Origin of the sequence: Bradyrhizobium genomosp. I (2014) (assembly GCF_000261685.1) — a bacterium.
Lineage (GTDB): Bacteria > Pseudomonadota > Alphaproteobacteria > Rhizobiales > Xanthobacteraceae > Bradyrhizobium.
This window is the reverse complement of record NZ_AJQE01000214.1, coordinates 14,054-34,437: the sequence shown is the minus strand read 5'-3', so window position 1 is coordinate 34,437 and position 20,384 is coordinate 14,054. Positions and strand designations below refer to the sequence as shown.

Sequence of the window (20,384 nt, the reverse complement as noted above, 5' to 3'; positions counted from 1 at the left end):
CCCCCCCGGCCATGACGGAGAATGTGGCGGTATCGATAACTTCGACGCGGCACGTTGACGTCGCAGGCATCGCGCTGCACGCCGACCTCTCCGGCGCATTGTTCTGGGAAGAGCAGCGCCTGCTCGTCGTCTCCGATCTGCATCTGGAAAAGGGCTCCAGCTTCGCCACCCGCGGCGTGCTGCTGCCGCCTTACGACACGCTGGCCACGCTGAGCCGTCTCGCCGCCGTCATCGCCCGCCATGATCCCCGAATCGTCATCGCGCTCGGCGACAGTTTTCACGATCGCACCGCGCATGAGCGCCTGTCGGCGCAGGACCGCGACGCGGTCGCCGCGCTCCAGAGCGGCCGCGACTGGATCTGGATCTCGGGCAATCACGATCCCATGCTGCCGCGCGATCTCGGCGGCACCGTCGCGGACGAAGTCATGATCGGCCCGATCACCTTCCGTCACGAGCCGACCGGTGCAAGCGGCGAGATCGCCGGCCATCTGCATCCGAAGGCGCGCGTCTCCGCGCGCGGACGCTCGATGGAGCGCCGCTGCTTCGCCTCCGACGGCGCACGGGTGGTGATGCCGGCCTTCGGCGCCTATGCCGGCGGCCTCAGTATCCGCGATGCTGCCTTCGCCAAGATCTTTCCGAAGAACGGCTTCGTCGCTCATCTGCTCGGTGACCGCCGCGTCCACGCCATTGCGGCCTCGCGCTGCTATTGAGACGCCGGCCGAAACTAGGACAGCACTCCATTCAGTAGTTTTCCGGAATCGCCCAAGCCTGTCGCCGGCTCTAACCTCACGCTCGCCGGGGCTGGATTTCTCATCCCGAACAAGATTGTAACCGGCAAGGGGTCGCTGCGAGGCGGCCCCTTTCGATTCCGGCAATCACAGCGGGCCCTGGTCGGACGGGGATCCTTGATCGCCTCAGAACAAATTAAGAACAATTTAGCAAGTCTTTGATATATCATTGTGATTCGGCGCATCGCCGACACAATATCTAGCGGCTGTCAGACTTTGCGAGGACTAGATGTCCACCATCGCCTTCGATCAATTTGCCCTCACCCGGATCGCCGATTTCGCGCGATCGCTGTCGCGGCTGCATCAGGCGGCGCGCCGTTATGCCGTCGACGACGACCAGTTCGATCGCGAGTTCAACGCGGTGTGCCAGTCGATCTGGGGCTACACCATCGACGACGTCAGCGACGATCTGTTCTCGACGGAGGACCATCTGTTTCTCGACACGCTGGACGAGGCGCATGCGCGCATCTTCGCGGCCGAGCAGGGTTATGACCTCGTCGACGAAGCGGGCATGCTGACCGATTGGTGGGGCTTTTGCTGGATGATCTTGGCCGAGAAGCGTGGCCTCTTGACGCCGGAAAACCGCGCCGCTGCGCGCGCGGCGATCGAGGAGAAATATCTGGCCGCGCCGAACGTGATCGGGGTGATCATCGGCAGATGATCGCCGTGCCCCGGACAAAGCGCAGCGCTCCCGGCGATGCGAAGCATCGTCCGGTGCGATGCGCTGCAGAGCCGGGGCCCATCTCGCGGCATTCTATGGGTCCCGGCTCAGCATCGCATCGCTTTCGCGCTGCGCCGCCGTCCGGGACACGAGATCAATCCAGCCCCGCCCGCTTCGCCGGCTTCGCGGCCGTCTTCGGCACCGTCACATCGGGCAGCGCCTCGCGCACGATCTCTGCGGCCGGCGCATCTGCCGACATCGTCTCTGCCCGCACCGGCGCCACCTTCATTTCACCGAGGCGTGCGCGGACCTGCGCGGTAAGACCGGGATAGGAGGCAACCGGGGTGAAGTCCGCGGCCTGGTCGTTGCCGACGCGGATACCGGTATAGGCGACGAGGCCGTCGGTGGTGGCGATCACGTCGCCGGCCTTCAGTGAAGAGTCCAGCGCGAGATCGACCGGGGCGAGGCCGACCGGCTCGCGGCCGTTACAGGTGCAGTCGGCGCGCAGCGCCTTGCGATAGGCGAACGCGTTCTCGCTGTCGGCATAGCGCTCGCCGGTCTGCGAATAGGCGCCGTCGATGCTGGACCCGAAATAGACCTTTGTCGCGGTGGCGGGACAGAACGCCTGACACATCTGCGCCGGTGACACGGTGCCTCGCATCAGCGGAAAATACTTGCCATCGCAGCTGCGCACGCAGAAGGCCGGGCCCGAGCCGGCTGCGGCCGAGCGTGTCGGCGGTACATATTGCGGGTTTGCCGGATTCTGCTGGCCCGTGAAGGGATCGGAGGAGGTTGCCGGCTGTGGCCGTTGCATTCCGCCGAACAGGAAGTCGAACAGGCCCTCGGCCGAAACCGGGGTCGAGGCCGCGAGCACAGGAACCGCAACCATGACAGCTACGAGCATCGCACGACGCAGCCGCCGCGTATGGGATAACTCTGTACGCAAGGCTCACTCCACCCGACGCTACTGAACCGGCCGGGACCGTTCGAGGTCTCAGCACACGATTCACCTTAGTTCGCGATGGTAAATGAGCAGTTGCGTGGAGGCGGTTTCAAGACGAGGCGGTGATCTCTTTAAGGCCGGGCGCAGCTTTCACGGACGGCGTTGCTTCCGGGGCACGCTCAGGCATGTCGACCGAGAATGTCTCGTTTCGTTCTCTTACGCCTTCAGGAATTCCGACGCCTTGTACAGCGAGCGGAACGGCAGGCCGGCCGCACCGAACGTGTCGGTGGCGCCCTCCTCGCGGTCGACCATGGTCAGCACCAGCACCACATTGGCGCCGGTCTCGCGCACCGATTCCACCGCCTTCATCGCCGAACCGCCTGTGGTGGTGACGTCCTCGACGATCACGACGCGCTTGCCTGCCAGCGTCTCGCCCTTGGGCAGGCCCTCGATCGCGAGCTTGGCGCCATGCTCTTTCGGCTTCTTGCGCACGAAGAAGGCCGCGATCGGATGGCCCTTGATCCAGGAGATCTGCGCCAGCGCGCCAGCCAGCGGCACCGCGCCCATCTCGAGTCCGCCGATGAAATCGAGCTGGTCGTCCTTCAGTGCCTCATAGGTCAGCTCGGCGAGCAGGGTCGCGCCTTCAGGGTCGAGCATGGTCGGTTTGAGGTTGAAGTAGAAATCGCTCTTGCGGCCCGACGCGAGTGTCACCTCGCCGCGGCCGAATGAGCGCCGGCGGATGATTTCGAACAAGCGGGCGCGGGAGGCTGATTTCGACACGGCGGTCCCTCGAACAGCGTTTTTGGTGGAGGCGGAATTTATCCGGCACAGTCGCGACATTCCAGAGGTGGCGTCTCCCGTCAACAGGGATCGGCCATCCCGAACCGCCGGTTGTGAGGGCGCAACCTTCTGGAGTAGTTGAGGGGCAAGCCTCTTGGGGAAGGAAACGGGAATGACCATCGAGCTCTACACCTGGAACACGCCGAACGGCCGCAAGATCTCGGTCGCGCTGGAGGAGATGGGGCTGCCCTACAGGGTGATCCCGGTGAACATCACCAAGGGCGAGCAGATGGCGCCGGAGTTCCTCAAGCTCTCTCCCAACAACAAGATCCCGGCGATCGTCGATCCCGAGGGGCCGGACGGCAAGCCCGTCAGCATCTTCGAATCGGGCGCGATCCTGCTTTATCTCGGCGAAAAGACCGGCAAATTCCTGCCGAAATCGCTTGGCGAGCGGATCCCCGTCTACGAATGGCTGATGTGGCAGATGGGCGGCTTCGGCCCGATGCCGGGCCAGGTGCACCATTTCATCGCGCTGGAGAATGAGCTGGATCGCGCCTACGGCCTGAAGCGCTTCATGGCGGAGACGCGCCGGCTCTACGGCGTGCTGGACCAGCGGCTCGAGGGGCGCGACTTCGTCGCCGGCGGGCTCTCGATTGCCGATTTTGCCATCCTGGGCTGGGCCTGGCGCCATCCTCGCCACAAGGTCGATCTGGCCGACTTCCCCAACGTCAGGCGCTGGTACGAGGCGCTGATGGCCCGCCCGGCGGTGAAGCGCGGCATGGATGCGAAGCTGGATTGATGGCGCTCTTACCCTCCCCTGGAGGGGGAGGGTCGATCGCGCGTAGCGCGAGCGGGGTGGGGTGATCTCTCCACTCGGACACTGTTGGACGGGGAGGGGCCTTACACCCCACCCCGTCACGCAATCTCGCTTTGCTCGATCGCGTGCCGACGCTCCCCCTTCAGGGGAGGGTGAAGAAAAAGCTCACACCTTCTTCGCTTCCACCGCCATCCGCACCGCGAGCCCGGCCAGCACCGTGCCCATCAGCCAGCGCTGCACCAGCATCCAGCTCGGCCGGCTCGCCAGGAACAGCGCGATCGAGCCTGCCGCGAGCGCGATCATCGCATTCACGCTGACGCTGATCGCGATCTGGATTGCCCCTAACACCACCGACTGCGCCAGCACGCTGCCGGCGGCGGGATCGATGAACTGCGGCAGCAGCGCGAGATAAAGCATCGCGATCTTCGGGTTGAGCAGGTTGGTGACGAAGCCCATCGCGAACAATTTGCGCGGGCTGTCAATCACGAGCTTTCTCACCTGGAACGGCGAACGCCCGCCCGGCTTCACCGCCTGCCAGGCGAGCCAGAGCAGATAGCCGGCGCCGGCAAAGCGCAGCGCGTCATAGGCAAAGGGAATGGCGAGCAGGAGCGCCGTGATGCCGAACGCCGCGCACAGCATGTAGAACACGAAACCGAGCGCGACACCGCCGAGCGAGACGATGCCCGCCGCCGGCCCTTGCGTGATCGAGCGCGAGATCAGGTAGATCATGTTCGGGCCCGGCGTGAGCACGAGGCCGAGGCAGACGAGGGCGAAGCCGAGCAGGGCGGGAGTGTGGGGCATGGGTGAACCGGTGCGGGAGATGGCACGGTTCTAATATGCGGGGCGTGGTGGTGCCATGACGCAATTGCTCGGAGGACAATTGAGGTCCCCGCATCAATCAAACGAGGCGGGGTGCGAGATCCCGACGGTCGAGAAGACCTCCCATAAGTCTCGCAACGCCCGCCTCGACCCCACAATACGCGAGGCACCCAAACTTACGACCCATAGCCCCAGGGAGAAGTTTGACGCGAGATCGTCATGGGCAATCGTCGCCAAACCCGATCCTGTGGTTATGGGTCCGGCGTTCGCCGGGACGACACCGTGCTGGTGGAGAGATCAATGCGCCTCGTCCCAATTGTTGGCCGCGCGCGCGTCGACATGCAGCGGCACCGAGAGCAGCACGGCCGGGAACGGCGCGTCCTGCATCACGTGCTGCACGACGGGGAGGGTCGCATCGACCTCGGCGTCCGGCACCTCGAAGATCAGTTCGTCGTGCACCTGGAGCAGCATCTGCGCCGACAGCTTCCTTGCCGCCAGCGCATCCTCCACCCGGGTCATCGCGCGGCGGATGATGTCGGCTGCGGTGCCCTGGAGCCGAGCGTTGATCGCGGCGCGTTCGTTGAAGGCGCGCACCGAGGCGTTGGAGGCCTTGATGTCGGGGTAGTGGCACTTGCGGCCGAACAGCGTGGTGACGTAGCCATGGCTGCGGCAGAAGTCGCGCGTCTCGTCCATATAGGCGCGGATGCCCGGAAAGCGCTCGAAATATTTCTTGATGTAGGCGGAAGCCTCTTCGCGCGCGATGCCGAGCTGGTTGGCGAGGCCGAACGCGGAGATGCCGTAGATGATGCCGAAATTGATCGCCTTGGCGCGGCGGCGGATTTCGCCCGGCATGCCCTTGATCGGCACGCCGAACATTTCGGATGCCGTCATGGCGTGAATGTCGAGCCCGTCGCGGAACGCCTGCTTCAGCACGGGAATGTCGGCGATCTCGGCGAGCAGCCTGAGCTCGATCTGCGAATAGTCGGCGGAGACCAGCTTGTGCCCGGGCGTCGCGATGAAGGCGCGGCGGATCTTTCGGCCATCCTCGGTGCGCACCGGAATGTTCTGAAGGTTCGGCTCGTTGGACGACAGCCGCCCCGTCGTGGTCGCCGCCAGCGCGTAGGTCGTGTGCACGCGATGGGTTTGCGGGTTGACATAGGTCGGCAGCGCGTCGGTGTAGGTCGATTTCAGCTTCGAAACCTGGCGCCACTCCAGAATCTTCTTCGGGAAGTCGTGGCCCTGCTCGGCGAGCTCGTCCAGCACCTGCGCGGTGGTCGACCACGCGCCTGTCTTGGTCTTGGTGCCGCCTGATAGTCCCATCTTGCCGAACAGGATGTCGCCGATCTGCTTCGGGCTGCCGACATTGACCGGCTCGCCCGCGATCTGCTGGATCTCGGCCTCGACGCGGGCGGCAGTCTGGGCAAAGTCGCCGGAGAGCCGCGACAGCACCTGGCGGTCGATCGAGATGCCGCGCCGTTCCATCCGTGCGAGCACCGCGACCAGCGGCCGCTCCAGGGTCTCGTAGACCGCGCTCATGTGTTCGGCGACGAGGCGCGGCTTCAGCACGCGCCAGACGCGCAAGGCGATGTCGGCGCCTTCCGCCGACAGTGGCGCGGCCTTGTCGATCGGCGCCTGGTCGAAGGTGATCTTGCCCTTGCCGCTGCCGAGCAGCTCGCTTTCCTTCAGCATGGCATGGCCGAACCAGCGCTCGGACAGCGATTCCAGCGCATGCGAGCCACGGCCGGCGTCGAGCACGTAGGAGATCAGGAGCGCATCGTCGATGTTGCGCAGGGTGATGCCGTGCTGTGCCAGCATGACGGCGGTGAACTTGACGTCGAAGCCGATCTTCAGGATGCCGGTCGATTCCAGCACCGGCCGCAGCGCTTCGATCGCCTCGTTGTGCTTGACCTGGTCGGGCGCGAGGCCGGCGTCGAACAGGCCGGCACCACCGCCGGACTGCTTGTGCGCCAGCGGCACGTAGCATGCCTCGTTCGGCGCCAGCGCCAGCGCAATGCCGCAGAGATCGGCCTGCATCGGATCGATGGAGTTGGCCTTGATCTCGATCGCGACATGGCCGGCATCGTGGATGCGCGCGACGAAGGCGTCGAGCTCTTTCAGCGTCTTGACGGTCTGGTATTTGCTGCGATCGACCGGCAGCTTGCGCAGCGCTTCCTCGCGCGCCGCGGCGAGCGAGATCGGCGCACCCTTCGGGCTCGCGGCCTTGTCCTCCTTGCCCGCCGACTTGTTGCGTTCGCCCGGCGCGGTTCGCGCCGGTGTGCCTGTCCCTGGTGCGGGCACGACGTCCGAGGGCGGCAGCGGCGAGAATACACTTGCGCCCTTCGCGTAGCCGGGATCGGCGTCGACGTTGGCCGGATCGATCTGTGAATATTCGGCGACGCGCCGCGTCAGCGTCGTGAATTCCATCGCCTTCAGGAAGGCGATCAGCTTGCGCGCGTCGGGCTCGTGGACGGCGAGGTCGTCCAGCGGCACCTCCAGATCGACCTTGTCGTCGAGCAGCACGAGCTGGCGCGAGATCCGCGCCTTCTCGGCATTCTCGATCAGCGCCTCGCGCCGCTTCGGCTGCTTGATCTCGGTGGCGCGGAACAGGAGCTGCTCGAGGTCGCCATATTCGACGATCAACTGCGCGGCGGTCTTGATGCCGATGCCGGGGACCCCGGGCACGTTGTCGGTGGAATCGCCGGCCAGCGCCTGCACCTCGACCACCTTCTCCGGCGGCACGCCGAACTTCTCGATCACCTCGGGGATGCCGATGCGGCGGTCCTTCATGGTGTCGTACATGACGATCCTGTCGTTCACGAGCTGCATCAGGTCCTTGTCGGAGGACACGATGGTCGTGGTGGCGCCGCGCTCGCTCGCCTGCCGTGCATAGGTCGCGATGAGATCGTCGGCCTCGAAGCCGCCTTGCTCGAGGCAGGGCAGGTCGAACGCGCGCACGGCCTCGCGGATCAGCGCGAATTGCGGGATCAGATCATCCGGGGCCGGCGGCCGGTGCGCCTTGTAGTCCGGATAGATCCTGTTGCGGAAGGTGATTTCCGACTTGTCGAAGATGATCGCCAGATGTGTCGGCCGGTTGTCCTCGGGCATGTCGCGCAAGAGCTTCCACAGCATGTTGCAGAAGCCGAGCACGGCGTTGACCTGGAGGCCGTCGGATTTGCGGTTCAGCGGCGGCAGCGCGTGATAGGCGCGGAAGATGTAGGAGGAACCGTCGACCAGGAAGACGTGGTCGCCCTTGCCAGCCGCCTTCGTTGCGACCGGTTTGGCAGCAGCTGTCGCAGCAGCGGCCTTGGCAGCGGGCTTGGTGTCGGCAGCTTTCGGCGCGGCCTTGGTGTCAGCTTTGGCGGTGGTCTTCGGGGAGGTTTTGGGCATGGCCGCAATGTATGGATTTTTGCGGCCTTTGACAGCCTTTGGAGGCGGATTTTTGAGCCACTATCCCCACTGTCATTCCCCGCGAAGGCGGGGAATCCAGTACGCCGCGGCCTATCGGTCGACAACAACTGTCTCTGGAATACTGGATGCCCCGCCTTCGCGTGGCATGACGAGTCACTCCGCCGCCTGCAACACCGGCGCCGCCTTCTTCGGCGCAATCCAGAATGCATTGGGCCGCTCGAACAGGAAGTGCGCGTTGAGTCGCAGCGCTACCCGCCAGATCGCGAGCGCGCCGAGCACGCCGGCGATGGTGACCATCAGCGACATCGTTCCGATGTCGGGAATGATACCCTTGCGCAGCAGCAGCGTCCGCGTTGCCGCCATCGGCAGGAAGAAGGCGAGGTAGATCACGATCGAATGCTCGCCGCAGAAGCGGAGGAAATTCATCCACCGGGCGCGCGCGAGCAGCGTGCCCGTCGTGATGATGGCGCAGGCGCCGGCAAAGCCGAGCACGAGCGAGACGAGCTTCCATTCGCTGGCCCCATGCGCGACCAGGCCGGCATTGATCAATGCCCAGGCCGCGAGCGCTGCGAGCGCCAGCGCGGGATGGTTGCGCGCGCGATCCGAAAGGGCGAACACGTAAGGCGCGAACAAATAGCCCGAATAGAAATAGACGAAGCGCGCACAGAACTCGTCGATGACGGTCCAGCCGGTCGTGATCCGCGCCGTCTCCAGTGCAGCGGCGAGGAGCCAGATCGCGAGCGGCGGGAGTTTGCGTGTCAGTTTTGTGACGACGAAGAAGATCGGCAGCAGATAGATGAACCACAGCGTGCCGAACGGCTCGATGAAGGATTCCAGGTACAGGAGCCCAACCTCGCGCCAGCTCGTCTCGGCCGCGAAGGCGGGCGCCTTGAAGCCGAACTGGATTGTCACCCAGACGACATAGAAATAGGCGAAATGCACCACCTTGCGGTCGAGATAGGTTCGCCAGTCCCGATCGATCACCAGAGACAGGAACAGGCCCGAAATCAGGAAGAAATCCGGCATCCGGAACGGCTTTGCGAAGGCCACGACGACATGCATGAAACCGGTCTGCCCAGCGGCGAGCTCGACCCCCAGCACCGAATGCATCATCACGACCATGACGATGCAGATGCCCTTGGCATAATCGACCCAGTCGACACGCGCGGCAGAAGGGGCCCTGGAAGGCCCGGCCGCCGCGATTGTGCCTGATCGTGCCATGATGTCCCCTTTCGAGGCGTGTTCCGCCCGTCCCTGTATGGGTGCGGGGCAGTTTGGAGCCCAGTGGTTTCCGACTTCTTTACCGGTTCAAATCGCGGGCCGGTTTTTGCGTGCGGACTGTTCCATGACCTCGGGAAAATGCTAAACCGCCGCGAATTGGGCTTCCGTTAACCACGCTGGAACAGGATTTTTCATGCGCATCGCGATGATCGGCACGGGTTATGTGGGACTGGTTTCCGGAGCCTGCTTTGCGGATTTCGGCCACGACGTCACCTGCGTCGACAAGGACGAGAGGAAGATCGCGGCGCTTCATCGGGGCGAGATCCCGATCTATGAGCCCGGTCTCGACGAACTGGTTGCGACCAACGTCAAGGCCAGGCGGCTGGAATTCACCACCGATTTGACCAGGCCGGTTGCCGACGCAGATGCCGTGTTCATCGCGGTCGGCACGCCCTCGCGCCGCGGCGATGGCCACGCCGATCTGTCCTACGTCTACGCCGCCGCCCGCGAGATCGCGCAAGCGCTCACCGGCTTCACCGTCGTAGTGACCAAGTCGACCGTGCCGGTCGGCACCGGCGACGAGGTCGAGCGCATCATCCGCGAAACGAACCCTGCGGCCGACGTCGTCGTCGCCTCGAACCCCGAGTTCCTGCGCGAGGGCGCGGCGATCCGCGACTTCAAGTTTCCAGACCGTATCGTGGTCGGCACCTCCGACGAGCGCGGCCGCAAGGTGATGGGCGACATCTACCGCCCGCTGTCGCTGAACCAGGCGCCGCTGATGTTCACCGCGCGCCGCACCGCCGAGATGATCAAATACGCCGCCAACGCGTTCCTCGCGACCAAGATCACCTTCATCAACGAGATCGCCGATCTCTCCGAAAAAGCCGGCGCCAACGTCCAGGAGGTCGCGCGCGGCATTGGCCTCGACAACCGCATCGGCACCAAGTTCCTGCACGCCGGGCCCGGCTTCGGCGGCTCGTGCTTCCCGAAGGACACCAAGGCGCTGATCAAGATCGCGCAGGACTACGACGTCTCCCTGCGCATCGTCGAATCCGTGCTGGCGGTCAACGAGAACCGCAAGCGCGCGATGGCGCGGAAAGTGAGCCAGGCGCTCGGCGGCAATTTGCGCGGCAAGACCATCGCCGTGCTCGGCCTCACCTTCAAGCCCGACACCGACGACATGCGCGATGCGCCGTCGATCCCGCTGGTGACTGGCCTGATCGACATGGGCGCGACGGTGAAGGCGTTCGATCCCGTCGGCATGGAGCAGGCCAAGGGCGAGCTGCCCAGCATCACCTATTGCGAGGATGCCTATTCCTGCGCGCAAGGCGCCGATGCGCTCGTCATCGTCACCGAATGGGTGCAGTTCCGCGCGCTCGATCTCGACCGGCTGAAGAGCGTCATGGCGCGGCCCGTCGTCGTCGATCTCCGCAACATCTATCGCCCCGAAGACATGGAAGCCGCCGGCTTCACCTACGAGAGCGTCGGCCGGCCCCCTGTGCAGGGCTGATAGCTGCATTTCTCGTTGAAGGAAGCCGTCATGGCCGGGCTTGCCGTCTTCACCTAAGCTTCGCCGGCCCAATACCTGTAAGCCCGGCGAAGCGTTCGCGGAGCCGGGTCCCGGCCATCCACGTCTTGTTCACTCTCGCCTGAAAGAACGTGGATACCCGGCACGAAGACCGGGCATGACGAGTGGATTGACCTTGCCTCGCAGCTTCGACACGCCCCTCCCGATCGATGCCGTGCTCGACGATTTGTCGCGCACGCTGGAGACCCATAACGCGGCCGTGCTGGTTGCGCCGCCCGGCGCCGGCAAGACCACGCGGGTGCCTCTTGCGCTGCTCGATGCGTCCTGGGCGAGGAACAGGAAGATCATCGTGCTGGAGCCGCGCCGCATCGCCGCACGCGCCAGTGCCGATCGCATGGCCAAATCGCTCGGCGAGCGCACCGGGGAGACCGTCGGCTATCGCGTCCGCTTCGGCTCGAAGATCGCGCGCGCGACGCGCATCGAGGTGGTGACCGAAGGCATCTTCACCCGCCAGATCCTCGACGACCCCGAACTCTCCGGCGTTGCCGCCATCCTGTTCGACGAATTCCACGAGCGCTCGCTCGACGCCGACATGGGCCTGGCACTGGCGCGCGATGCGCAAACCGGCCTGCGCGAGGATCTGCGCATCCTCGTGATGTCGGCCACGCTCGACGGCGCGCGCGTGGCAAGATTGCTCGGCGACGCGGCCGTCGTCGAAAGCGAGGGCCGCGCCTTTCCGGTCGAGACCCGCTATCTCGGCCGCAAGGCGGATGCGCCGGTCGAACGGCAGATGGCGGATGCGATCGCGTCCGCGCTCCGCGCCGATAGCGGCTCGGTGCTGGCGTTCCTGCCGGGCGCCGCCGAGATCCGCCGCACCCAGAATTTTCTCGGCGAGCGCGTGCACGACGCCTCTATCGAGATCGTGCCGCTGTTCGGCGCGCTCGATGCCGCCGTGCAAGACCGCGCCATCGCGCCCGCGCCAAAGGGCACGCGCAAGGTGGTGCTGGCGACCTCGATCGCCGAGACCTCGCTCACCATCGAGGGCGTGCGCATCGTCGTCGATTCCGGTCTCGCCCGCGTGCCGCGCTATGAGCCCGACATCGGCCTGACGCGGCTCGAGACCGTGCGCGCCTCGCGCGCGGCGGTGGACCAGCGGCGCGGCCGCGCCGGTCGCACCGAGCCCGGTGTCTGCTACCGGCTCTGGGACGAACCGCAGACGGCCTCGCTTGCGCCCTACACCCAGCCGGAGATCCTCAGCGCCGATCTTTCCTCGCTGGTGCTCGATCTCGCGCAATGGGGTGTCAGCGATCCCGCCGCACTGTCGTTCCTCGATCCGCCGCCCCAGCCGGCCTGGAAGGAAGCGAAGAGCCTGCTGACGGAGCTCAACGCGCTCGATGGCGACGGCCGCATCACGGCAGAGGGCAAGAGCCTGCGTTCGCTGGCGCTGCCGCCGCGGCTGGCGCGCATGATCGTGGATTCGCATCGCGCAGGCAGCGGCGAGGCCGCCGCCGAGATCGCGGCCATCATCACCGAGCGCGGGTTAGGGGGCGACAGCGTCGATCTCGAGCACCGGCGCGACCAGCTCCGCCGCGACCGCTCGCCGCGCGCGGCGGGCGCGCGCGATCTCGCGCGGCGCTGGGCCTCGCAGGTCGCCGCTTCGGAGAAGGCAGGGCAGCAGGAGGATCTCTCGACCGGTCTGATGCTCGCCTATGCCTTTCCGGACCGTGTCGCGCGCAACCGCGGCAATGGCAGTTTCGTGCTGGCCAACGGCCGTGGCGCTTCCGTCGAGCAGACTTCCTCGCTCGCCCGCGCGCCCTACATCGCGATCGGCGAGATGACGGGGACGGCGGCGAGCGGACGCATCCTGCTCGCCGCGCAAATCACCCAGGACGAGATCGAGCGGCATTTCGCCGAGCACATCGAGACCGCGGACGAGATCTCCTTCGATCGCGGCGCGATGGCGCTGCGGGCGCGGCGCAGGCGTGCGCTGCACGCGATCACGCTGTCCGAGGCGACACTTGCCGTCTCGCCCTCGGAGGACACCGCGCGCATCTTCGCGGACGGGCTGATCGCAGCCGGCCTCGACCGGCTGCCCTGGTCGAAGGCGGCCAAGCAGTGGCGCGACCGCGTGATGTTCCTGCGCAAGGCCGAGGGCGGGAGCTGGCCCGATCTGTCGGACGATGGGCTGATCGCGCGGCGCGACGACTGGCTGGTGCCGGCGCTCTACGACAAGATCGCGCTCAAGGACATCTCCCCCGGCGATCTCTCCGATGCGTTGATGGCGCTGCTGCCGTGGGAGATGCGCGCGCGGCTCGATCGCGAGGCGCCGACGCATTTCGAGGCGCCGACCGGCAGCGCGCTCGCGATCGATTACGAGGCCGAGCAGGGGCCGACCATCGCGGTGCGGCTGCAGGAATTGTTCGGCCTCGACACCCATCCCTCGATTGCCGCCGGCAAGGTGCCGCTGGTGCTGGAATTGCTCTCGCCGGCGCAGCGCCCGGTGCAGGTGACGCGCGATCTCCCCGGCTTCTGGCGCGGCAGCTACGCCGCGGTCCGCTCCGACCTGCGCGGCCGCTACCCGCGCCACCCCTGGCCGGACGATCCGGCGAACGCAGTGCCGACGCGGCGGGCGAAGCCGCGCGGGACGTGAGGTTTGTAGGCCGGCATTAACCGTCCGCTCATTCTTTTCGCCAAAATGGCGAAGCTCTGGCCGCCGCGGCGCTCGCGGGTGGAGCGGTTGCGTGGTGAAATCGGGCTTTACGGCTCGGAAGTGATGTGATGCGTAACATTATGATCTTCGCGGCCATCATGATCGGCCTCGGCACCTTCATGGCGCAGATGGCGGACAGGATGAGTTCGGCGTCCGCCACGTCCGCGCCGCGTGCGACGGTCGCGGTTGCGACCACGGCGCCGGCCGGCGGCCGCAGCCTCGCCATTTCCCGCGATGGCCGCGGTCACTTCCAGACCGAGGGCCGGATTGACGGCCAGCGCATCGGCTTCATGGTCGATACCGGCGCCTCCGTCGTCGCGCTGAACGAGACCTCGGCTGCTCGCTTCGGCCTGCGTCCCTCGCGCAGCGAATACAACGCCACCGTCTCCACCGCCAACGGCACCATCAAGGCCGCGCGCACCCGCATAGCCATGCTGGATGTCGGCGGTCTCATCGTGCGCGACGTCGACGCCATGGTCCTGCCCGACGAGGCATTGTCCGAGAACCTGCTCGGCCTTTCCTTCCTGTCCCGCCTGAAGCGTTTCGAATACGCCAACGGTCAGATGGTGTTGGAGCAGTAGGTCCCGCTCCAATTGGCCCAGCTGGGCCTACCTCAAGACCGGACGGGGTGCTAAATTCCGTCCATGAACGGACCCGACGCGATTGCCATCCTGCGACAGTCCGAGCCCGCCCTGCGCGAACGGGGCATTTTGCATGCCGCCTTGTTCGGTTCGGTCGCGAGGGGTGAAAATCATCCCGGGAGCGACGTCGATATCATGGTCGAGATTGATCCGGACGCGCGGATCACGGTCTTCGACTACGTCGAGCTCAAGGAATATATCGCCAACCTTTTTGACGGGCCGGTCGATGTCGTCAATCGCGACGCTCTGAAATCATACGTCGCGCCTGCCGCGACGGCCGATGTCGTGTATGCCTTCTGATCGCATCGACGGGACCCTGCGGGACATCTTGCATCACATCGATTTGGCGGCTGAGTTCGCCACAGGTCTCGACCGCGAGGCATTCGCGGCGGACCTGCGGGCGGTCTATGCTGTTACGGTGTTTGGAGATCATTTCAGAGGCATCTCGGCGTCTGCCAGAGGAGCTGAAGGCGAGGCACCCGGCGATCGCATGGAGGCAGATGGCGGCGGCGGGCAATGTTTATCGCCACAACTATGAGGATGTCGCTGCCCGTCTTGTATGGGAGACCGTTCAACAGGCCCTGTCACCTCTCAGGGCGGTCATCGAAGATGAGATGGCACGTCCATAGCCGATTTGGCCGGACATGCAGGTCTCTCCCGGCGCAGCATTTCCCGTTACCAAACTGCCGCAATTATCGGCCATAAGCCTTCATTCCCGCCTTCCGCCGTGGCCCGGCATTCGCTAAGGCTGCATCAATTCCTGCCTTTTCACGAGACCGTCTCAATGTTTCCGAAGCCGAAACCCGTCCTGCTGCCCAACACCTATGCCTTCGAATCCGAGCCGATGGTGAAGCCCACCGGTTTTCGGGAGTACGACGCGCGCTGGTTGTTCCAGAAGGAAATCAACCTGATGGGTGTGCAGGCGCTTGGCATGGGGCTGGGCGCGTTGATCGCCGAGCTCGGCGTCAAGCAGGAGATCGTCACCGGCCACGATTTCCGGGGCTATTCGGCCTCGATCAAATATGCGCTGATCTCCGGCCTGATGGCGGCGGGTTGCAAGGTGCACGACATCGGGCTTGCGGTGACGCCGATGGCCTATTTCGCGCAGTTCGATCTCGCCGTGCCCTGCGTCGCCATGGTCACGGCCTCGCACAACGACAACGGCTGGACCGGCGTGAAGATGGGCGCCAACCGCCCGCTCACTTTCGGTCCCGACGAGATGACGCGGCTGAAGGAAATCGTGCTCAATGCCGAGTTCGGGAACAAGGCCGGCGGCTCCTACCAGTTCCACGAGAACTATCCGGCGCGCTACATCGCTGATCTCACCTCTCGTCCGAAGCTGACGCGCAAGCTGAAGGTCGTCGCGGCCTGCGGCAACGGCACCGCCGGCGCGTTCGCGCCGCAGGTGCTGGAGGCGATCGGCTGCGAGGGGATCCCGCTCGACACCGAGCTCGACCATACCTTCCCGAAATACAATCCGAACCCCGAGGACATGGAGATGCTGCACGCGATCCGCGACGCCGTGCTGCATCACAAGGCCGATGTCGGTCTCGGCTTCGACGGTGACGGCGACCGCTGCGGCGTCGTCGACAACACCGGCGAGGAGATCTTCGCCGACAAGGTCGGCGTGATGCTGGCGCGCGACATGTCGGCGATTCACAAGGACGCGCATTTCATCGTCGACGTGAAGTCGACCGGTCTGTTCGTCACCGATCCCGTGCTGCAGAAGCAGGGTGCCAAGACCGCCTATTGGAAGACCGGCCATTCCTACATGAAGCGCCGCACCAACGAGACGGGCGCGCTGGCGGGCTTCGAGAAGTCCGGCCACTTCTTCTTCAACAAGCCGTATGGCCGCGGCTATGACGACGGCCTGGTCTCGGCGCTCGCGATCTGCGACATGCTCGACCGCGCCCCCGGCAAGTCGATGGCCGATCTGAAGAACGCGCTGCCGAAGACCTGGTCGTCGCCGACCATGTCGCCGCATTGCGCCGACGAGGTCAAATACGGCGTCATCGACGCCGTGGTGAAGCATTTCGAAGGCCTGCAGGCGAAGGGCGCCAGGATCGGCGGCCAGGCGATCCGCGATCTCGTCACCGTCAACGGCGTGCGCGTCACGGTGGAAGACGGCAGCTGGGGCCTGGTCCGTGCCTCTTCCAACAAGCCCGAACTCGTCGTGGTGGTCGAGAGCCCGGTTTCCGAGCAGCGCATGCACGACATGTTCGAGATGGTGAACAGCGTGCTGCGCACGCATCCCGAAGTCGGCGAGTACAATCAGAAGATCTGAGCGCCTGCGCGCGCTCAACCCCCGGGCGGGCCGAACAGGGCGCGGAGTTTCGCGCCCGCGCCCCGTGCCTTCCAGGCGTCGCCCAGCATCGCAATCCATTCGCCGAGCGCGATCCGGATCGGGTTGAATGATGGTGTGCCGCCGACGAGGCCGAAGCGGAGCGGCTGGTCGGAGGGCCGTTCGGCAAAGGTCCCGAACAGGCGGTCGAACACGATCAGGATGCCGCCATAGTTCCTGTCGAGGCACGGCTCGTTGCAGGCATGATGCACGCGATGGTGGCTCGGCGTGTTGAGCACCCATTCGAGCGCGCCGAGCTTCGGCGCGAAGTCGCTGTGGATGAAGAACTGGTAGAGCAGATTGATCCCGAGCATCCGACGATCGCAAGGGGATGGAAGCCGACCAGCGCGAGCGGCAGGAAGAACAGGAAATTGCCCGAAATGTTACCGGTCCAGCCGAGCCGGATCGCCGCAGTCAAGTTCAGTCGCGTCGTCGAGTGATGCACTGCATGCGTCGCCCACATCCAGCGAATGCGATGCGAGGCGCGATGCTGCCAATAGTACAGGAACTCGCTCCCCAGGAACAATCCGGCGAGCGCGAGCGGACCGGTCTGCGCGAAGTCGAACAGGCGGTGCTCGTACAGGAATGCGAACGGTATCGCGAGAATGCCTGCCTCGATCGCGCGCAGCAGGTTCTGTCCGAGGGCCACGCCGAAAGAGGCAACGCTCTCGCGCCAGTCGTGGGTGTCGCGATGGGCGAGCCGGCCGATGCCGTATTCGAGCAGCATCAGGCAGATCGCCGTCGCCAGGATCACGCGCCTGAGCGTCGGATCGAGCAGAAGTGAGGCGTAGCCCACGGCATCCTCCTATTTCGACGCGACGCCGGCGCTGGCGGCACTGTCCCGCAGTGCCTGGGCGCGCGGCAGCGCCTTCGCGCAGGATGGCGTGAGCCGGCCGGCATGGGATTGCAGGCAGGCGAGTATGCGTCCGCCGCCCGGGCTGACATTGGTGCAAAGGCTGTCATAGTCGCTGCGGCAGGCCTGCATCACGGCTTGCGCCTCGCTGCGCATCTGCGACGTGATCTGCGTATGAGTCTGGGCGAGCGCGGATGTCGAAGCCGCAACGCCAACGGCGGCGATGGTTGCGGCTTGCGCGAACGAACTGAGGCGGAGAATCGATTGCACGGCAATTGTCCTTTCCGTTATGGGGCAATGAGCCGCCGCCGCCCGGGGCAAATGCGGCGACGGCCCGGCCCGCTCAGCGAGAGATGGTGCCGGTGCGGGTGTAGGTGTTGCCGGCCGGGCCGGTGCGGGTGACGTTGCGCGTGCAGCTGCCGTTGGCGCAGCTTCCCGTCGCGGTGACGTGGGAGGTGCCGCGCGGCCCGGTCGCCGTCGCCGACCTCGTCCAGGCATTGGCGTCGGCCGCCGCTGCGACCGACAGGGTGCTGATGACGAGGGAGGTGAGGAAGAGCTTGGTCATGGTCGTCGTCTCCTTCTGGGGGCTGCCGTGAGCGGGAGCCGTGCGCAGGAGACTGGAGCCGCGGCGTCTGCGCCGCATTGCCGGGAGGAAACGATTGTTAGGGCCTTGTCGGCTCCATGTAACACTATGTAACAACGGCGCCGCTGCCCTTGCGCGGCACGCGCGGTCGTCCACAATGCGGGCGATGAACGCGCATTCGGCCACGATCCTCATGGTGGAGGACGATCCCGAGATCAGCCGCCTCGTTGCCGACTTCATGCGGCGCGAGGGGTTCGAGGTTGCTTGCGTCGCCGACGGCAAGGCGATGGATTCGACGCTCCAGCGCCTGCGGCCCGACCTCGTCATCCTCGACTTGATGCTGCCGGGCGAGGATGGGCTTTCGATCTGCCGTCGCTTGCGCGCCGACGACTCCCTCCCGATCCTGATGCTCACCGCCAAGAGCGACGAGATCGATCGCGTGGTCGGTCTCGAGATGGGTGCGGACGACTATCTCACCAAGCCGTTCGGGCCGCGCGAGCTGCTGGCGCGCGTTCGCGCCATCCTGCGCCGCGCCAACGGGGCTCCGGCAAAGCCGCTGGTCCGGCGTTTTGCCTTCGACCGCTTCGTAATCGATCTCGATGCCCGCAGTGTCGAGACGGTCGAGGCCGACACGCCGGTGCTGCAATTGACCAGCGCCGAGTTCGATCTGCTCGGCTGCTTCGTGCAGCGCCCGCGCCGGGTGCTGACGCGCGACCAAATCCTCGACTGGACGCGTGGTCGTTCGGCGGAGCCGTTCGACCGCACCGTGGACATGCTGATTTCGCGGCTGCGCCGCAAGCTCGACGGTGCAAGTCCCGGCTCCAACCTGATCACGACGGTGCGCAACGGCGGCTATCTGTTCACCGCGACCGTCAAGCAGGTGTCCTGATGCTGCGCGTGACGCTTGCCGCCCGGCTGGCGCTGATCGGACTGGTTGGCTTCACGGTGGTCGTCACCGTCGTCCTGGCGATCTTCTACCGGACCACGGTGCACGAGAACGAGCTCACGCGGCCATCGCCCGCGCGCCTCGATGCGCTTGCGACGCTGCTTGAGCGCACGGCCGGCGACGCGCGGCAGGCCGTCCTCGACGCGGTGTCGTCGCCCCAATTCGTTGCGCGAATCGTGCCGTCGGGCGCACCGGTCAACGGCGAGACGCCGGAGCAGCAGCGACAATTGCGCGAGACCTATGCGGCCGGCCTCGGGGGCCGCCCGGTCGAGATCGTGTCGCCGCCGAACCGTCGCGCCGGTCGATTGTTTCCCCGCCTCGCGCGGCTGATGGCCAATGCGATCGAATTCCGCATTGGCCTGCGCAGCGGCGATCTGCTGGTCATCGACGCCTATACCCGGCTGCCGGTGACCCCGTTCGGCCTGCCCGTCGGCTTCGGTGCGGGCCTGTTCGGCTCGATCGTGGCGCTACTTGCGCTGCTGGTCATGCAGCGCGAGACGCGGCCACTGGCGCAGCTCGCCGCCGCCGTCGATCGCGTCGATCTGTCGGCCGATCCGCCGCCGCTGCCGGATGCGCGACGCAGCGCGCCGGAGATCCGCGCCGTCATAGCCGCGTTCAACCGCTTGCAGCGGCGGCTTGCCGAGATGCTGCGTGCGCGCATGACGCTGGTTGGCGGCATCGCCCATGACGTCAGGACTTTTGCGACACGGCTGCGGCTGCGCGTCGAGCACATTCCCGACGATGTCGAGCGGCAGCGGGCGGTAGCCGATATCGACGACATGATCCGGCTGCTCGATGACGCGCTGCTGTCAACGCGGGCGGGTGCCGGCGGACTGTCACAGGAGATGGTCGAGCTCGCCGCGCTGGTTGCCGTCGAGGTGCACGACCGGCACGTTCAGGGCGCAGCGGTCGATCTGGTCGCGGACGAACGTGCGCGCAACGTCGTCGTCCTCGGCGACCGGCTCGCCCTGCGACGGGTCTTCGCCAACATCATCGACAACGCGCTCGCCTATGGCCGTGCCGCGCATGTGCGCACGATCCTGAAGGACGGTGCGGTCGTCGTGTCGATCGGCGACGAGGGGCCCGGGATTCCCGCCGATCAGCGTCAGACCGTGCTGGAGCCGTTCCACCGGCTGGAGAAGTCGCGCAATCGCGCGACCGGCGGCGCCGGTCTTGGTCTCGCCGTTGTTCGCAGCCTGGTCGAAGCCCATGGCGGGACGATCGCGATCGGCGCGGCCCCGGGCGGAGGCACGCGCGTCAGCGTCACCCTGCCGGTGTTTCAGCCGGCGTGAAGCGTTTTCGAGCGAAGTGGATACCGGTTCGCGTGAAGAAAACGCGTCAAAAT

At 65.8% G+C, this 20,384-nt stretch carries 20 protein-coding genes and 1 pseudogene; 12 read left to right on the top strand and 9 right to left on the bottom strand.

Annotation, left to right across the window (positions count from 1 at the left end):
* The first annotated feature begins 11 nt into the window (after positions 1-11).
* Together pdeM and IC50_RS20795 are read left to right on the top strand one after the other, a co-directional pair.
* A complete protein-coding gene (gene pdeM, locus IC50_RS20800) occupies positions 12-710 on the top strand; it encodes a ligase-associated DNA damage response endonuclease PdeM (protein ID WP_035708949.1) in 699 nt (232 codons plus the stop codon).
* 307 nt (positions 711-1,017) lie between these two features.
* Positions 1,018-1,449 carry a hypothetical protein gene (locus IC50_RS20795; protein ID WP_035708948.1) on the top strand — a complete coding sequence of 144 codons (432 nt, stop codon included), beginning with the start codon at positions 1,018-1,020 and terminating at the stop codon, positions 1,447-1,449.
* Positions 1,450-1,603: 154 nt separating this feature from the next.
* Here IC50_RS20795 and IC50_RS20790 read toward each other — a convergent pair whose 3' ends face one another.
* Both IC50_RS20790 and pyrE read right to left on the bottom strand, forming a co-directional pair.
* Positions 1,604-2,353 carry a DUF2865 domain-containing protein gene (locus tag IC50_RS20790; protein ID WP_035708946.1) on the bottom strand — a complete coding sequence of 250 codons (750 nt, stop codon included), beginning with the start codon at positions 2,351-2,353 and terminating at the stop codon, positions 1,604-1,606.
* Between the two features lie 255 nt (positions 2,354-2,608).
* Complete coding sequence (gene pyrE, locus IC50_RS20785) at positions 2,609-3,172, bottom strand: orotate phosphoribosyltransferase (protein ID WP_027575142.1); 564 nt, start codon at positions 3,170-3,172, stop codon at positions 2,609-2,611.
* 172 nt (positions 3,173-3,344) lie between these two features.
* On the opposite strand from pyrE, the gene IC50_RS20780 reads away from it, so the two are divergent.
* Positions 3,345-3,971: a glutathione S-transferase family protein gene (locus IC50_RS20780; protein ID WP_035708944.1), complete on the top strand. Its 627-nt coding sequence runs from the start codon at positions 3,345-3,347 to the stop codon at positions 3,969-3,971.
* Between the two features lie 183 nt (positions 3,972-4,154).
* Here the strand turns inward: IC50_RS20780 and IC50_RS20775 are convergent, their stop codons facing one another.
* The 3 genes from IC50_RS20775 to IC50_RS20765 form a co-directional block, all read right to left on the bottom strand.
* Positions 4,155-4,790 carry a LysE family translocator gene (locus IC50_RS20775; protein WP_035708943.1) on the bottom strand — a complete coding sequence of 212 codons (636 nt, stop codon included), beginning with the start codon at positions 4,788-4,790 and terminating at the stop codon, positions 4,155-4,157.
* Between the two features lie 315 nt (positions 4,791-5,105).
* Positions 5,106-8,195, bottom strand: coding sequence for a DNA polymerase I (gene polA, locus IC50_RS20770; RefSeq protein WP_035708941.1), 3,090 nt, complete (start codon positions 8,193-8,195; stop codon positions 5,106-5,108).
* A 174-nt stretch (positions 8,196-8,369) separates the two neighbouring features.
* Positions 8,370-9,437 carry an acyltransferase family protein gene (locus IC50_RS20765; protein ID WP_035708939.1) on the bottom strand — a complete coding sequence of 356 codons (1,068 nt, stop codon included), beginning with the start codon at positions 9,435-9,437 and terminating at the stop codon, positions 8,370-8,372.
* Positions 9,438-9,630: 193 nt separating this feature from the next.
* Between IC50_RS20765 and IC50_RS20760 the strand changes: the two genes are divergently transcribed.
* The 7 genes from IC50_RS20760 to IC50_RS20735 all read left to right on the top strand — a co-directional run bounded on the left by IC50_RS20760 (position 9,631) and on the right by IC50_RS20735 (position 16,600).
* Positions 9,631-10,947 carry a UDP-glucose dehydrogenase family protein gene (locus tag IC50_RS20760; RefSeq protein WP_035708936.1) on the top strand — a complete coding sequence of 439 codons (1,317 nt, stop codon included), beginning with the start codon at positions 9,631-9,633 and terminating at the stop codon, positions 10,945-10,947.
* A 193-nt stretch (positions 10,948-11,140) separates the two neighbouring features.
* Positions 11,141-13,615, top strand: a complete 2,475-nt coding sequence (hrpB, locus tag IC50_RS20755; RefSeq protein ID WP_035708933.1) for an ATP-dependent helicase HrpB — start codon at positions 11,141-11,143, stop codon at positions 13,613-13,615.
* 128 nt (positions 13,616-13,743) lie between these two features.
* Positions 13,744-14,256, top strand: a complete 513-nt coding sequence (locus IC50_RS20750) for a TIGR02281 family clan AA aspartic protease (protein ID WP_035708930.1) — start codon at positions 13,744-13,746, stop codon at positions 14,254-14,256.
* Between the two features lie 63 nt (positions 14,257-14,319).
* Positions 14,320-14,616 carry a nucleotidyltransferase family protein gene (locus IC50_RS20745; RefSeq protein ID WP_035708927.1) on the top strand — a complete coding sequence of 99 codons (297 nt, stop codon included), beginning with the start codon at positions 14,320-14,322 and terminating at the stop codon, positions 14,614-14,616.
* Positions 14,606-14,854, top strand: coding sequence for a hypothetical protein (locus IC50_RS20740; protein WP_244429616.1), 249 nt, complete (start codon positions 14,606-14,608; stop codon positions 14,852-14,854). The genes IC50_RS20745 and IC50_RS20740 overlap by 11 nt, the downstream gene beginning before the upstream one ends.
* Positions 14,769-14,945, top strand: coding sequence for a HepT-like ribonuclease domain-containing protein (locus tag IC50_RS43190; RefSeq protein ID WP_244429615.1), 177 nt, complete (start codon positions 14,769-14,771; stop codon positions 14,943-14,945). The genes IC50_RS20740 and IC50_RS43190 overlap by 86 nt, the downstream gene beginning before the upstream one ends.
* A gap of 155 nt (positions 14,946-15,100) precedes the next feature.
* The gene (locus IC50_RS20735) at positions 15,101-16,600 is read left to right on the top strand and encodes a phosphomannomutase/phosphoglucomutase (RefSeq protein ID WP_035708924.1); all 1,500 of its coding nucleotides are present in this window, start codon (positions 15,101-15,103) and stop codon (positions 16,598-16,600) included.
* 14 nt (positions 16,601-16,614) lie between these two features.
* Here the strand turns inward: IC50_RS20735 and IC50_RS43720 are convergent, their stop codons facing one another.
* The 4 genes and pseudogenes from IC50_RS43720 to IC50_RS20720 all read right to left on the bottom strand — a co-directional run bounded on the left by IC50_RS43720 (position 16,615) and on the right by IC50_RS20720 (position 18,075).
* Positions 16,615-16,971: a sterol desaturase family protein gene (locus IC50_RS43720; protein ID WP_277996251.1), complete on the bottom strand. Its 357-nt coding sequence runs from the start codon at positions 16,969-16,971 to the stop codon at positions 16,615-16,617.
* A gap of 59 nt (positions 16,972-17,030) precedes the next feature.
* Positions 17,031-17,384, bottom strand: a pseudogene (locus IC50_RS43715) (sterol desaturase family protein); the annotation flags it as partial.
* Between the two features lie 78 nt (positions 17,385-17,462).
* A complete protein-coding gene (locus tag IC50_RS43185; protein WP_050991047.1) occupies positions 17,463-17,780 on the bottom strand; it encodes a cysteine rich repeat-containing protein in 318 nt (105 codons plus the stop codon).
* Between the two features lie 73 nt (positions 17,781-17,853).
* On the bottom strand, positions 17,854-18,075 hold the full coding sequence (locus IC50_RS20720; protein WP_035708951.1) for a hypothetical protein: 222 nt from the start codon (positions 18,073-18,075) through the stop codon (positions 17,854-17,856).
* 184 nt (positions 18,076-18,259) lie between these two features.
* On the opposite strand from IC50_RS20720, the gene IC50_RS20715 reads away from it, so the two are divergent.
* Both IC50_RS20715 and IC50_RS20710 read left to right on the top strand, forming a co-directional pair.
* A complete protein-coding gene (locus tag IC50_RS20715) occupies positions 18,260-18,982 on the top strand; it encodes a response regulator (protein ID WP_035708921.1) in 723 nt (240 codons plus the stop codon).
* Positions 18,982-20,331 carry a sensor histidine kinase gene (locus IC50_RS20710; protein ID WP_035708919.1) on the top strand — a complete coding sequence of 450 codons (1,350 nt, stop codon included), beginning with the start codon at positions 18,982-18,984 and terminating at the stop codon, positions 20,329-20,331. The genes IC50_RS20715 and IC50_RS20710 overlap by 1 nt, the downstream gene beginning before the upstream one ends.
* Positions 20,332-20,384 lie beyond the last annotated feature (53 nt).

Excerpts from the sequence above, each read along its gene's own strand:
- IC50_RS43720 (WP_277996251.1), bottom strand. The coding sequence starts at position 16,971 with ATGCTCGGGATCAATCTGCTCTACCAGTTCTTCATCCACAGCGACTTC.
- IC50_RS20790 (WP_035708946.1), bottom strand. The coding sequence starts at position 2,353 with ATGCTCGTAGCTGTCATGGTTGCGGTTCCTGTGCTCGCGGCCTCGACC.
- IC50_RS20765 (WP_035708939.1), bottom strand. The coding sequence starts at position 9,437 with ATGGCACGATCAGGCACAATCGCGGCGGCCGGGCCTTCCAGGGCCCCT.
- IC50_RS20710 (WP_035708919.1), top strand. The coding sequence starts at position 18,982 with ATGCTGCGCGTGACGCTTGCCGCCCGGCTGGCGCTGATCGGACTGGTT.
- IC50_RS20720 (WP_035708951.1), bottom strand. The coding sequence starts at position 18,075 with ATGACCAAGCTCTTCCTCACCTCCCTCGTCATCAGCACCCTGTCGGTC.
- IC50_RS20715 (WP_035708921.1), top strand. The coding sequence starts at position 18,260 with ATGAACGCGCATTCGGCCACGATCCTCATGGTGGAGGACGATCCCGAG.
- IC50_RS20735 (WP_035708924.1), top strand. The coding sequence starts at position 15,101 with ATGTTTCCGAAGCCGAAACCCGTCCTGCTGCCCAACACCTATGCCTTC.
- IC50_RS20780 (WP_035708944.1), top strand. The coding sequence starts at position 3,345 with ATGACCATCGAGCTCTACACCTGGAACACGCCGAACGGCCGCAAGATC.
- IC50_RS20760 (WP_035708936.1), top strand. The coding sequence starts at position 9,631 with ATGCGCATCGCGATGATCGGCACGGGTTATGTGGGACTGGTTTCCGGA.
- polA (WP_035708941.1), bottom strand. The coding sequence starts at position 8,195 with ATGCCCAAAACCTCCCCGAAGACCACCGCCAAAGCTGACACCAAGGCC.
- IC50_RS20775 (WP_035708943.1), bottom strand. The coding sequence starts at position 4,790 with ATGCCCCACACTCCCGCCCTGCTCGGCTTCGCCCTCGTCTGCCTCGGC.
- IC50_RS20740 (WP_244429616.1), top strand. The coding sequence starts at position 14,606 with ATGCCTTCTGATCGCATCGACGGGACCCTGCGGGACATCTTGCATCAC.
- IC50_RS20750 (WP_035708930.1), top strand. The coding sequence starts at position 13,744 with ATGCGTAACATTATGATCTTCGCGGCCATCATGATCGGCCTCGGCACC.
- IC50_RS20745 (WP_035708927.1), top strand. The coding sequence starts at position 14,320 with ATGAACGGACCCGACGCGATTGCCATCCTGCGACAGTCCGAGCCCGCC.
- pdeM (WP_035708949.1), top strand. The coding sequence starts at position 12 with ATGACGGAGAATGTGGCGGTATCGATAACTTCGACGCGGCACGTTGAC.
- IC50_RS20795 (WP_035708948.1), top strand. The coding sequence starts at position 1,018 with ATGTCCACCATCGCCTTCGATCAATTTGCCCTCACCCGGATCGCCGAT.